General features: G+C 68.1%; 11 protein-coding genes and 1 pseudogene. 8 read left to right on the forward strand and 4 right to left on the reverse strand.

Annotated features, from left to right (window positions below; all coding sequences use genetic code 11):
• Nucleotides 1-121 precede the first annotated feature (121 nt).
• Together ACGFIK_RS14310 and ACGFIK_RS14315 are read left to right on the forward strand one after the other, a co-directional pair.
• A complete protein-coding gene (locus tag ACGFIK_RS14310) occupies nt 122-898 on the forward strand; it encodes a hypothetical protein (RefSeq protein ID WP_327026576.1) in 777 nt (258 codons plus the stop codon).
• Nucleotides 899-904: 6 nt separating this feature from the next.
• Entirely contained in the window at nt 905-2,140 is a 1,236-nt protein-coding gene (locus ACGFIK_RS14315; RefSeq protein WP_327026575.1) for a CaiB/BaiF CoA-transferase family protein, read from the forward strand.
• A 231-nt stretch (nt 2,141-2,371) separates the two neighbouring features.
• On the opposite strand, the gene ACGFIK_RS14320 is transcribed toward ACGFIK_RS14315, so the two are convergent.
• Entirely contained in the window at nt 2,372-3,292 is a 921-nt protein-coding gene (locus ACGFIK_RS14320; protein ID WP_327026574.1) for a hypothetical protein, read from the reverse strand.
• Between the two features lie 451 nt (nt 3,293-3,743).
• Here ACGFIK_RS14320 and ACGFIK_RS14325 point away from each other — a divergent pair, with 451 nt between their 5' ends.
• From ACGFIK_RS14325 to ACGFIK_RS14350, 6 genes are all read left to right on the forward strand, one after another.
• A complete protein-coding gene (locus ACGFIK_RS14325) occupies nt 3,744-5,009 on the forward strand; it encodes a beta-ketoacyl-[acyl-carrier-protein] synthase family protein (protein WP_327026573.1) in 1,266 nt (421 codons plus the stop codon).
• Nucleotides 5,006-6,226, forward strand: coding sequence for a ketosynthase chain-length factor (locus ACGFIK_RS14330; protein ID WP_327026572.1), 1,221 nt, complete (start codon nt 5,006-5,008; stop codon nt 6,224-6,226). The genes ACGFIK_RS14325 and ACGFIK_RS14330 overlap by 4 nt, the downstream gene beginning before the upstream one ends.
• A complete protein-coding gene (locus tag ACGFIK_RS14335) occupies nt 6,223-6,474 on the forward strand; it encodes a phosphopantetheine-binding protein (RefSeq protein ID WP_327026571.1) in 252 nt (83 codons plus the stop codon). Before ACGFIK_RS14330 ends, ACGFIK_RS14335 begins: the two co-directional genes overlap by 4 nt.
• A 2-nt stretch (nt 6,475-6,476) precedes the next feature.
• Entirely contained in the window at nt 6,477-7,502 is a 1,026-nt protein-coding gene (locus ACGFIK_RS14340) for a ketoacyl-ACP synthase III family protein (protein WP_327026570.1), read from the forward strand.
• Nucleotides 7,503-7,519: 17 nt separating this feature from the next.
• Nucleotides 7,520-8,509: an acyltransferase domain-containing protein gene (locus tag ACGFIK_RS14345; RefSeq protein WP_327026569.1), complete on the forward strand. Its 990-nt coding sequence runs from the start codon at nt 7,520-7,522 to the stop codon at nt 8,507-8,509.
• A gap of 175 nt (nt 8,510-8,684) precedes the next feature.
• Complete coding sequence (locus ACGFIK_RS14350) at nt 8,685-9,731, forward strand: nucleotide disphospho-sugar-binding domain-containing protein (protein WP_327026568.1); 1,047 nt, start codon at nt 8,685-8,687, stop codon at nt 9,729-9,731.
• Between the two features lie 11 nt (nt 9,732-9,742).
• Here the strand turns inward: ACGFIK_RS14350 and ACGFIK_RS14355 are convergent, their stop codons facing one another.
• From ACGFIK_RS14355 to ACGFIK_RS14365, 3 genes and pseudogenes are all read right to left on the reverse strand, one after another.
• The gene (locus ACGFIK_RS14355; RefSeq protein ID WP_393339590.1) at nt 9,743-10,555 is read right to left on the reverse strand and encodes an SDR family oxidoreductase; all 813 of its coding nucleotides are present in this window, start codon (nt 10,553-10,555) and stop codon (nt 9,743-9,745) included.
• 381 nt (nt 10,556-10,936) lie between these two features.
• On the reverse strand, nt 10,937-11,242 hold the full coding sequence (locus ACGFIK_RS14360) for a hypothetical protein (protein ID WP_327026566.1): 306 nt from the start codon (nt 11,240-11,242) through the stop codon (nt 10,937-10,939).
• Between the two features lie 352 nt (nt 11,243-11,594).
• Nucleotides 11,595-12,026, reverse strand: a pseudogene (locus ACGFIK_RS14365) (transposase family protein); the annotation flags it as partial.
• Nucleotides 12,027-12,120 lie beyond the last annotated feature (94 nt).

Here is a 12,120-nt window from a genome sequence, read left to right on the forward strand (position 1 = left end):
TGCCCGTTACATGGCCTGGCGGCGGCCTCACGAGATTGAAACGGCGGCTCGAGCCCAGAGCTTGGGGGATGGGTAATCGGTGGGCCAGCCTGGCGATCACGATGCTCGGGAGAGAGAGGGTGTGGTCGGTGCGGAGGTCGTGATTGTCGTCGGGGAACACGCCGGTGCTGCCGCCCTGGCCGAACGCGGCCCGCGGCGCGCGACCGAGATCGGGTTGACCGCGTGGGCACCGCTCGGGAACCCGTGCTGGCCGCGACCGCCGGGCGACATCTACACCGCGCTGTCCCACTTACCGTCGCGAAAGGCCCGGACCATGACCCGCACCGCCGTCAGCTCCGAAGAGCTCGACTCGTCAGACCCCGCCGACCCCCGGCTGCACGCCAAGCGGGACTCGGCACCGTTGTGGCCCCACCTGCGTGCGCGGCCCGCACTGCATCGGCGACCGGAGCGTACAGACCAGCCCGGGTCCTGGCTGATCACACGCAATGCCGAGGCGATGGTTGTCTACCGCGACAAGGACCGCTTCACCAACTGCCAGGTCGGCGGCGCGCCGCTCACCGACCGCGACGTACCGGCCAACTGCTGCGGCCTGATCATCGGCGGCGACGAGACGGGCAGGCACGCGATCGCCAGTGGCCTTCCCACGTTGATCGAGCACCCCGTGCCTGGGCGGGCGCTCAAGGCGGGCGAGACTGATCCGCCGACCGCGGCCGACGAGGCGCTGCGCTGGACCGACCCGTCGCCGCACGGAAGCCGGATAGCGACCGAGGACGTCGAGGTGGACGGCAACCGCGATCCGGCCGTCTCAGCCGACTCGGACCGGTTCACCGTGGACCGCCACCCCAACAAGTACGGGATGAGCACGCTCCCGGTCGCGCTCGATCCAGAGACGAGGTGACCTGCCGTGCCGAAGAGCGAACGACCCGGCAGCGTGGACCTGCCACTGTCCGGCGTCACGGTCGTTGCGCTGGAACAGGCGGTGGCCGCGCCGCTCGCAACGCGCCATCTCGCCGACCTCGGTGCCCGCGTGCTCAAGGTGGAGCGGCCGGACGGCGGTGACTTCGCGCGTGGCTACGACACCAGCGTCAACGGAATGGCGAGTCACTTCGTCTGGCTCAACCGGGGCAAGGAGTCGGTGGCGCTGGACCTGAAGTCACCCGGCGGCCGCCAGGTCGTCGCAGATCTCGTCGCCACGGCCGACGTGTTCCTGCAGAACCTCGCGCCGGGTTCGGCCAGCCGGCTCGGCCTCGGCGCCGCCGACCTGCGGGCCAGGCACTCCCGACTGGTGACGGTCGACATGTCCGGGTACGGCGTCAGCGGCCCCTACCGCACCCGGCGCGCCTACGACATGCTCATCCAGTGCGAGGCCGGGCTGGTCTCCGCCACCGGCGCCGAGAACAGCAGGACGAAGGCGGGGCTGCCGGCCTCCGACATCGCGGCGGGCATGTACGCACTCACCGCGACCCTGGCCGCGCTGGTGGGCCGGGCGGTGAGTGGGCAGGGCGCCGGCATCGAGATCTCGATGCTTGAGGCGACCGTCGAGTGGATGGGCTACCAGCTCTACCACACCCAGGGGACCGGGCAGTCCCCGCCCAGGATGGGCCTTGCCCATCCCAGCGTGGTGCCCTACGGCGCGTTTCCCGCTCAGGACGGTGTCGACGTCGTGATCGGGGTTCAGAACGACCGGGAGTGGGCGCGGTTCGCCGAGGACTTTCTCGGCAGGCCCGACCTGGCAACCGATCCGGAGTGGGCGACGAACGTCGCGCGTGTGCACCACCGCGAGACGGTGGACGCCCTGGTCGCCGCGCACACCGTGCGGCTGCCCGCCGACCGGCTCGTCGCGTGCCTTGACGCCGTCGGAGTCGCGACCGGTCGGGTCAACGACATCGGGGACGTGCTGGCGCATCCGCAGCTGGCCGCGCGGGACCGCTGGCGGCAGGTGGACACGCCCTCAGGGGCCGTGCGCGGGTTGCTCCCGCCGTTCACGGTCGCGGGAGTTGAGCTGCCTATGGGCCCGGTGCCCGAGCTGGGGGAGCACACGGAAGCTGTGTTGCGTGAGCTGGGCTACTCCACGGCGCGGATCGAGGCGTTGCGGCGCGAGGGCGCCGCCTCCGTGCCGATCGAGAGTTCGCGCTCCTGACCGTCCGGCGGTCGCTACGAGTTCGGTTCGGTGTGCAGCTTCTCGTGCGGCGGCTGTACCGGCGGCAGCGTCCACGTGATGGACCGGGGCTCGCTCGGTGTGCTGCCGATGCCCGTCTTCCCGGGGCCGCCGGCACCGTCTCGCTGCCTCGTGATCGGGCATTTCATCGAGTAGGGCTGATGGGGAAGCCCCGGCGGTTGGCTACCACCGGGGCTTCGGATCGCCGGAGACTTATACGGCGAAGGTGGCGGCAGGGCCGCCCACCTTGGTCCAGCCGCTGCCTCCAGGGACCTTGCGCCAGATGCCGCTCTTGTTCAGGCCGTACAGGGTGCCGTCGTTGGCGACGGAGAACAGATCGCCAGGGCCTCCCGCGTATTCCCAGTGGAGTTCGGCGTCGAAGAAGCGGTAGACGTCACCGTTGTGCGGACTCGTGGCGACCATGTACCCACCGGTGTACATCTTCTTGGCGGGGCCGCCCACCTTGATCCAGTCGAGGTTGCCGCGCCACGCGTAGATCCCGCTCTTGTTCTGTCCGTAGACGTAACCGACGTTGGTGATGACGAAGTCGTCGCCGGGGCCACCGATCCTGTTCCAGGGTAGGAAGGGCAGGCCCGTGTAGATGTAGGGTTCATTGGTCGTGAGGCTCGTTGCGATGAGCAGGCCGACGCCGCCGGACCTGATCGAGGACGCCGGGCCACCGATCTTGCGCCAGTCGTCGCCGCCCCACCACTCGAAGATGCCGGTGCTGTCGAGCCCCTGGATGATTCCGACGTCGTCCACGGCGTACTGATCGTAGGGGCCCCCGATCTCGAGCCACGTGGCCGTCGCGTGGTCGTACCAGGAGAGTTTGCCGGTCGTCGGGCTCGTCGCGTAGACGTAACCGCCGCCGGCGTGGATTTCGGCCGCTGGGCCGCCGATCTGCGACCAGCTCTGACCGTCGAACATCCAGATCGCGTCACGTTTGGGCGTCAACGCGTACAGGGTGTTCTCGCTGACAGCCACTGAGGCGCGCATCGCGCGGGCGTCAGCGGAGCGCTTTTCGACGATCTCGTACAGTGAGAGCGGCGTCTTGTTGTCTTGTTCAGCGGCGGCGACTGCCGGCGCCGGCACAACCAGCGCGGCCCCGAGCGCTACGGCTGTGGCAACGAGCATTCGTCTTAGCATGTTTCCCTCCAGCGATTTCGCCCGGGATGGGCCCGATGAGGTAGCACAGGTCATGGACCGGTCGACATGGCCCAGACCGGTCGCGAACCGTTCCTACTGACGGTCATGCGGATGCGGTACCAGTGGAGTAGAAGCGCGGGGGAGAGCGCCTCCGGGGACACCACATGCAGAGAGATCTGCCACCCGGGTCACAGCTACCTCCGTTAGCCGGTGAGTATCGGCTTTCCAGATGGTCGGCCGGCGTGCTCGGAAAGCAACCGGGGTCCGCTCCAGAGACGCTCTGACAGCGGCACTTCAACGGTTTCCGGACCGTGCCGGACACGATCACCGCAGACCACGGTCAAGGGCGACCAGATGTCCGGTTATCCCTCTAGCCCATTTCTAGAGCGACGGCCCATCGTGAGTTCAGCAATCGATGCGCACGATCTGGGAGCCAGCCATGGGAGAACGTCGTGTCGCCATCACCGGGATAGGTGTTGTCGCCCCCGGCGATGTCGGGACAAAGGCGATGTGGGAGCGCATCGTGTCCGGTGTGCCTGCGACCAGGCTGATCACGGCGTTCGACTCCACGCCGTTCCGCTCGAGGGTCGCGGCAGAGTGTGACTTCGACCCGCGTAAGGAAGGCCTCACCGAGGACGACATCGAGCGGCTGGACCGAGTGGGCCAGTTGGCTGTCGTCGCGACCAGGGAGGCACTGGCGGACAGCAACTTCGAGTGCGTGCCAGACAACGCGCACCGGGTCGGGGTAAGCATCGGCAACGCGGTGGGCTGTTCGCAGCGCCTCGAGCAGGAGTATCGCGCGGTCAGCGACGAAGGAAGGCAGTGGTTGGTCGACCACCGCCGCGCGTCACCCAACCTCTACGACTACTACGTCCCCAGCTCGCTGGCGGCCGAGGTCGCGTGGCTGGTCGGTGCGGAAGGACCCAACTCGATCGTCTCGGCGGGGTGCACGTCCGGAGTCGACGCCGTCGGTTACGCCTGGCAGCTGATCCGGGAGGGCACGGTCGACGTCATGGTCACCGGCGGTGCGGAGGCGCCGATCACCCCCATCACAGTCGCCTGTTTCGACGCGATCAAGGCGACGTCGCCACGCAACGACGACGCGGGGAGTGCCTCGCGTCCATTCGACCGGACCCGCAACGGGTTCGTGCTCGGCGAAGGGGCTGCCGTCCTCGTGCTGGAGGAGCTCGAGCACGCGCGCGCACGTGGCGCACACGTCTACGGCGAGGTCAGCGGTTACGCCTGTCACGGGAACGCTCACCACATGACCGGCCTGCGCCCGGACGGGCGAGAGATGGCGGCCGCGATCACCTCGGCGCTGGACAGAGCCAAACTCGACCCGACCGCCGTCGACTACGTCAACGCGCACGGTACGGCCACCCGGCAGAACGACGTGCACGAAACCGCTGCCTTCAAACGCAGCCTCGGCGAGCACGCTTATGCCGTGCCGGTGAGCTCGATCAAGTCGGTGATCGGCCACTCGCTCGGCGCCGTCGGTGCGATCGAGGTGGCCGCGTGCGCGCTGGCGATCGAGCACGGCGTGGTGCCGCCGACCGCCAACCTGCACCATCCCGACCCCGAGCTGGACCTGGACTACGTGCCGTTGGTCAGCCGCGAACAGGACCTGGCCACCGTGCTGACGGTGGCCAGCGGGTTCGGCGGGTTCCAGAGCGCGATGGTGCTGACGGATGCGAGAGTTCGATGACCGCAGCGGTGGTCACCGGTTTGGGGGTCGTGGCACCCAACGGGCTCGGCACGGAAGCCTTCTGGTCGGCGACCCTGCGTGGCGAGGACGCGATCCGGCCGTTCAGGCGCTTCGACCCCGGCTCGTATCCCAGCAAGCTGGCTGGTGAGGTACTCGACTTCGACGTGAGCAAGCACATTCCGAGCAGGCTGATCCCGCAGACCGACCGGATGACTCAGTTCGCCCTCGCCGCCGCCGACTGGGCGATCGCCGACTCCGCCGTCGACACCACACGGTTGTCCCCGCTGGAGATGGGGGTGATCACGGCCAGCGCGGCAGGCGGCCTCGAACTCGGCCAGCGCGAGCTGCAGAACCTGTGGCGTGACGGGCCGGACCACGTGAGTGCCTACTTGTCCTTCGCGTGGTTCTACGCGGTCAACACCGGTCAGATCTCTATCCGGCACGACATGCGTGGTCCCACCGGGGTGTTCGTGGCGGAACAGGCGGGTGGCCTCGTCGCCATCGCCCACGCCAGGCGGGTGGTCCGCAGCGGGACCCCGCTGGTGCTCACCGGTGGCATGGACTCCACGCTGTGCCCGTACGGCCTGACCGCTCAGGTTGCCGGCGGCCAGCTGTCCACGCGGGAGGAGCCGGCCCGTGTGTACCTCCCGTTCGACAAGGACGCCAACGGACAGGTGCCGGGTGAGGGTGGAGCGATCCTCGTGGTCGAGGACGAGCGGCGGGCACGGGCGCGTGACGCGCGGATATACGGTGAGATAGCCGGCTACGGCTCAACCTTCGACCCTCGGCCGGGTTCTGGGCGGCCGCCCAACCTCCGGCGTGCGATCGAGGTCGCGCTCGATGACGCTGGGCTGGACACCGCCGACATCGCGGTGGTTTTCGCCGACGCGGCTGGCGTCGCCCCGCTCGACCGTGTCGAGGCGGAGGTGCTCGTCGAGATGTTCGGTCCACACGGCGTGCCGGTGACCGCGCCCAAGACCATGATCGGTCGCCTCTACTCCGGCGGTGCCCCACTCGACGTCGTGCTGGCGTTGCTGGCGCTGCGTGACGGAGTCATCCCGCCGACCACGAGAGTCACACCTTGCTACGACATCGACGTCGTCCTCGGGGAAAGACCGAGGCCGTTCGCCGGCTCGGCCGCACTAGTACTCGCCAGGGGGCACGGGGGGTTCAATAGCGCACTGGTCGTCAGCAACCGGAGAAGGGAAGACGGATGAGCGAGCTCACGTTGTCCGAAATGATCGAAATCATGCGTGAATGCGCTGGCGAGGAGGCGTCGGTCGACGTCGGCGACGACATCGGGGATGTGGACCTCCAACTCCTCGGGTACGACTCCCTGGCACTGATGGAGGCCGCCGCAATCGTGAAGCGCACGTACCGCGTCGAACTGTCCGACGACGCACTGTCCGAGGTGCGCACGCTCAACCAGTTCGTGGCCGCGGTTCAGCAAGTCGGCCGCAGCTGACGGTGGAACTCCCCTACATCGACAGCACGGGGACGTGGTTGCCGCCGAGGGTGCCCACCGGGCAGGTGGTCGCCGCCGGCAGGTTCGATGCAGCGCTGGCTCGGGTCACCGACGTGGTCTCGGTCGCGGTGGCCGGCGAGGAGTCCGCGCCGGAGATGGCCGTCCGCGCGGCTAGGACGGCGTTGGCCCGTGCCCGCTCAACGGCCGCCGACATCGACCTGGTATTGCACGCCAGCTTTTTCTACCAGGGCCACGATCTGTGGGCGCCAGCATCCTACGTGCAACGGGAGGCGGTGGGGAACAACTGCCCGGCCATGGAGGTCCGCCAAATGTCCAACGGCGGGATGGCCGCGATGGAGCTGGCTTCCGCCTACCTCGCCGTCGATCCTGGGCGCTCCTCGGCCCTGATCACCACGGGAGACAAGTTCTGCCAGCCCGGTTTCGACCGCTGGCACAGCGATCCCGGCACCGTGTACGCCGATGGCGGAACGGCGTTGGTGCTGTCCCGCCGTGGCGGGTTCGCGCGGCTACGCAGCCTGGTCACCCTGTCCGTGCCGGAGCTGGAAGGTATGAACCGCGGTGACGACCCCTTCGGGCGAACGCCGTTCGAGCACCGGCCACAGGTCGACTACGAGGTGTGCAAGCGTGCCTTTCTCGCCAGGACCAGCGTGTCCTACGCGGTCTCGTTGGTGAGTTCCGCTCAGGAACGCGTGATCAAGCAAGCCCTGGCCGCCGCAGATCTCGAACTCGGCGACATCGACCGGATCGTGTTGCCGCACGTGGGTCGCAGGCGGCTGAAGGTAGCGTTCTTCAGCAGTTTCGGCATCGACCCAGCGAGGACCACCTGGCCGTGGAGTCGTGCTGTCGGCCACCTCGGCGCGGGCGACCCTATCGCCGGCCTCGACCATCTGGTGACCAGCGGCGTGCTCGATACGGGCCACACGTGCATGCTGGTGAGCGTCGGTGCCGGGTACAGCTTCTCGTGCGCAGTGGTCGAGGTACTCGACCGCCCGGCGTGGGCCGGGTGAGGAAGGGAAGGAGGCCGATGGGCCGACCGATCGCGTTGTTGTTGCCGGGCCAGGGATCCCAGCACGCCGGCATGGCCACCGGCCTGTATCGGACTGACCCGGTGTTCACCGCGGCTATGGACGAGGTGTTCGCCGAGATGGGAGAGGAAGGCGCCCGCCTGCTGGCCGACTGGCTCGCGCCGCACCCACTCGTCGACCTCGACCACGTCACCCGCTCACAGCCCCTGTTGTTCGCTATCGACTACGCGTTGGGGCAGGTCGTACTCGACTGGGGTCTACGGCCGGAAGCGTTGTTGGGGCACAGCATCGGTGAAGTGGCCGGGGCCACGCTGGCCGGCGTGTTCAGCCTGAGTGACGCGGTCCGGCTCGTGCTCGACCGGATACACCGGCTGGCCGACGGCCCGCCGGGCGGCATGCTCGCTGTCGCTGCGCGGCGGGAGGACGTCACGGCCTTCCTCGACGGCGACGTCGTCATCGGTGCTGTCAACGCGCCGAGGCAGATCGTGCTCGCCGGCCCGGACCCGGCACTCGCGTTGGTGGAGAAGTCCCTGGTGGCGCAGAACTTCACGTGTCGACGGGTTCCTTCGCTCAGTCCGTTCCACAGTCCGGTGCTCGAGCCGGCCACCGCGGGAGCGGCCGAAGCGATCGCCAAGTTGCCGGTCTCCCCGCCGCGGATCACCCTCTATTCCTGTTACACAGCGGTTCCGTTGACGCATGAGGACGTGGCCGACCCGAACTACTGGGCCCGCCAACCGGCCGCAGCGATCTGGTTCTGGCCCGCGCTGAACGCGATGCTGGCCGAACGCGACGTCGTCCTCGTGGAGACCGGACCCGGCCAGGGACTGGCTCAGCTGGCCAGACGTCATCCGGCGGTACGGGCCGGCCGCAGCACGGTGGTGTCGCTGTTGCCGGGCCGCCCGGGGCCGGGTGATCTCGACCGGTCCGCACTGGCCGACGCAGCGAAGAGCCTTGGGGTAAAAGGACGTACTGACCTACCAGGAATGTGAGCAATCGATGCGCGTGCTTTTTGCGGTATCGTCGTGGCCCACTCAGTACGCAGCGATGGTTCCGATCGGCTGGGCCCTGCAGGCGCTCGGGCACGACGTTCGAGTCTTGTGCGCACAGTCCCAGGTGGATCCGCTGTGCAGAGCAGGGCTCACCCCGGTCCCTGTTCTCGACGGAATGACCGTCGAGGTACGCAATCGGCTCCAGCACTACCAGGAGGCGGTCGACGGACCGTGGCGCTATCCGTGGTTGCCGCTGCACCCACTCACCGGCGAGCCGCTGGACAGCCTCGCCGGCTTCGACGTCGCGGACTACCGGCGGCGTGTCGAGCCGGAGTTGGCGAGGCGGACGGCACTCAGCTTCGACGCTGCTGTCGACTACGCACGCCGGTGGCGTCCCGACGTCGTGCTGCAGGACCCCGCCAGCCTGGAGGCCCTACTCATCGGCCGGGTGCTCGACATTCCCGCAGCCGTCTGCCTGTGGGGGCCGATCGGCACCGAGGAGCCCGCGCACGTCCGTCCGCTGCCGGCCGACTTCAGTGGCTCGTTCGAGCGTTACGGTGTCGACTTCGGGCCGGATATGATCGAGTACGTTATCGACCCGTGCCCGTCATCGCTCGAACCGCCGACTCGGGCCAAGCGCCTGCCCGTACGGTTCGTGCCCTACAACGGGAGTGCGATGGCCCCGGCGTGGTTGCTGGAGCCGCCGCCCGCTCCTCGAGTGTGCATCACGTGGTCGACCGCGTTGTCCACGGTCTGCGGCCCGGCGACCCACCTGCTGCCGAACCTGGTCGACGCGCTCGCCGGCACCGGCTTCGACGTCGTCGTCACGGCCACCGCCCAGGACGCGGCCACGGTCGGCGCGACGCCATCCAATGTGCGGGTGGCCCAACGCCTTCCGCTGCACGCCCTGCTGCCGAGCTGTGCCGCAGTCGTGCACCATGGCGGATCTGGCAGCGCGATGACAGCCGTCGCGGCCGGCGTGCCGCAACTGGCGGTCACCTTCGCCACCGAGCAGGCGACGACCGGATCCCGGCTGGCTGCCACGGGAGCGGCCGTCCACCTGCCCGGCGACGAGGCCGAGCGGGACGTCCTCCTGACAATGGTCGAGGGACTGGTGAACGTGGCCGGCTACCGGGAGAGTGCCGCCGTACTGCGGACCGAGAGCCGGCAGCGGCCGTCCATGGCGGAACTGGTCAACACACTCGAGGACCTGGCCCGATAACCGAGGCTGTCCTACCTGAAGTCGTCGGCGTGGTCAGCAGCCCACTCGGCGAGTGTGTGCGCCCGCTTGCCGGTCGCCTCGGCCACGTCCGGCCGCGCCTCAGGCGGGTGATCCGTCCACGTCTTGAAGTACGAGTGAAGGTAGTCGATCACCTCGACCGGCCAGCCGACCTGCAGCATCTCCTCCTTCTCCTGCTCGGGGGTGATCACCTCGATCGTGACTTCTTTGCCGACGGCGTTGGCGATCGCCATGACCTGCTCGCGTTGGGTGGTGGCCTCGGGCGCGGTCGGCCGGTAGATCTTGCCGGCGTGACCGTCGTTTACCAGCGCCGCCGCGGCCACCGCGCCGATGTCGGTCTCGTGTACCGGCATGCCCTTGGCGTCCGGGAAGGCCAGCCGGACGTGGCCCTGGCGGATCGGCTCCGACCAGCTGTCACGCTTGTTCAACGCGAACTCGCCAGGCCGCACGTGAGTCCATTCCAGGCCGGAGTTCTCCACCGCCTTCTCGACGACCAGGTGGTACCCGTCATCGTGCTTGTCGGTCACAGCGTCCGAGGACAGCACCACGATCCGCCGGACACCGGCTTGTTTCGCCAACTCGACGACCTGTGCCGCAGTCTCCGGCACGGAGAACAGGTGCATTGCCGTGACACCGGCCAACGCCGGCCGGATGGTTTCCGGCTCCAACAGATCACCTTGTACGACTTCGACTTCCGGCGGGAACGAAGCCTTGTCCGGATCGCGGGTCAGCGCGCGGACCTGAGCCCCGGCCGCAAGGAGGTGCTTGACCACCTCCTTGCCGACGTTGCCGGTGGCGCCGGTCACTAGAATCGTCACAATTCCTCCCAGGATCTCGGAATAATGTGCTCGCCGCCCGCATCAGCGGGTGAGCGCGGTACGTAGGTAGTGGCCGTGTGGCTTCGGCCGGTCGTGATCTGCTCCGAAGTGCCCGTCCCGATCAACCTGCCGCCCTGATCACCGCCGCTGGTGCCGATGTCGATGGTTCAGTCCGCTCGGGCGCTCCCTCCAGGCGAAACACAGCAAGCATCCCCATCAGGGTTGGTGTCGATGCGGAGAAACGCTACCAAATATACGGGAGTCGTGGCAATGATACCCGTTCTTCTAATGCGGAGTGGATATCGCGTTCATGTAGGTCGGCTGACTGCTTCTGGGGTGCAAATCGCTGACAGCATGAACGCTGATTTGTCAAATGCGGTGGTCGTGTCCGGTTCTTAAGTTCGTGGCACGCTTTCGCGTCGCTGAAGCCATGCGCGGGGCCACCTCCTCGACGCCTGCGATCCGCACACCCGTGGCCGATCCGCAGCCCGAGTTGTGCGCCGTCACCGAGGAGGTCGCCGACCTGGCGAAGAGGGCCGGGGTGCTGTCGTTGTCGGGCCGGCCGTACGTCACGGTGGAGAAGGCGGTCCAGCGGAACCAGGTCCGGGCGATCGGTGACGCCATCGGCAGGCAGACCGGATCGAGGAACTGCCCGGCACAGCTGCGGGCGAACATGTTGCGCGAGGGTGGCCGGAGATCACCGCGGACCTTATTCGCGGCGGTACGCGCGGTAACCGGTCGACCCGGACGCACGTTCGCTCGGTGGGCGGCCGATCGTGTGGCGGACGTCCGGCAACGCTCGCGTCGGAACCGGGTCGGTAGCGTCGCGACCTGTCCCGGTCTTCATGATCTCTCGCTATTCACGGTATGTCTGCGTCAATAGCGAAGGCAGTTGCTCGCTCCTCGTCTGACCTGCGGAGTGATCGAACGCTTGACAGCATTCCTTGCGTTCTGTCAAGCGTCGGAGAGGACCAATTTTCCATGCACGTTCCGCTGGCGAAGAATGAGCCCCTTTTCATCGTGGGCTTCAGTCGCTCTGAACGTGGTGCAGGACGAGGATGGCCTGGAGGATCGCGGCGGCGCGTCGGGGGCAGCAGCGGAGCTCGGCTAGGGCTTTCCAGTCCTTGAGGGTGGGCGACGGCGCGTTGTGAACCGCGCCGGGTAGGGCAGGCGAAGTCCAGACCAGGCGCCCTTCGCAGCCCGTGATGATCTGCACGTTCACCCCGTGGCGCTTGTGCTTACCGGAGTAGCGCGGGCGTTGGTCTGCGACCCGGTCGATTGGGATCAGGGTGCCGTCGAGGATCGCGTACGCGAGTCGGCTGATGCGTCGCATCGCTGAGTTCAGGTCGTCGGCGTGCGCGGCGAGCAGGTCGATGGCTTCTCGGACGTACCGCCATGCTGTCGTGACGCTGACCGCGAAGCCACAGGCCGGATGGGTGATGGTGGCCCCGATGCGGAGGAGTGTTGAGGGGACGCCGGGCGGGCTGAAGGCGTCGATGGGCAACGGCGCCGTGCACGTGCGGCTCTTCGATCCGGACGACCACGGCCGGAGC

It is taken from the genome of Micromonospora sp. NPDC048871 (assembly GCF_043198155.1).
Lineage (GTDB): Bacteria > Actinomycetota > Actinomycetes > Mycobacteriales > Micromonosporaceae > Micromonospora.

Coding starts and splice junctions, on each gene's coding strand:
- ACGFIK_RS14320 (WP_327026574.1), bottom strand. CDS start 3,292: ATGCTCGTTGCCACAGCCGTAGCGCTCGGGGCCGCGCTGGTTGTGCCG.
- ACGFIK_RS14325 (WP_327026573.1), top strand. CDS start 3,744: ATGGGAGAACGTCGTGTCGCCATCACCGGGATAGGTGTTGTCGCCCCC.
- ACGFIK_RS14330 (WP_327026572.1), top strand. CDS start 5,006: ATGACCGCAGCGGTGGTCACCGGTTTGGGGGTCGTGGCACCCAACGGG.
- ACGFIK_RS14335 (WP_327026571.1), top strand. CDS start 6,223: ATGAGCGAGCTCACGTTGTCCGAAATGATCGAAATCATGCGTGAATGC.
- ACGFIK_RS14345 (WP_327026569.1), top strand. CDS start 7,520: ATGGGCCGACCGATCGCGTTGTTGTTGCCGGGCCAGGGATCCCAGCAC.
- ACGFIK_RS14350 (WP_327026568.1), top strand. CDS start 8,685: ATGACCGTCGAGGTACGCAATCGGCTCCAGCACTACCAGGAGGCGGTC.
- ACGFIK_RS14360 (WP_327026566.1), bottom strand. CDS start 11,242: ATGTTCGCCCGCAGCTGTGCCGGGCAGTTCCTCGATCCGGTCTGCCTG.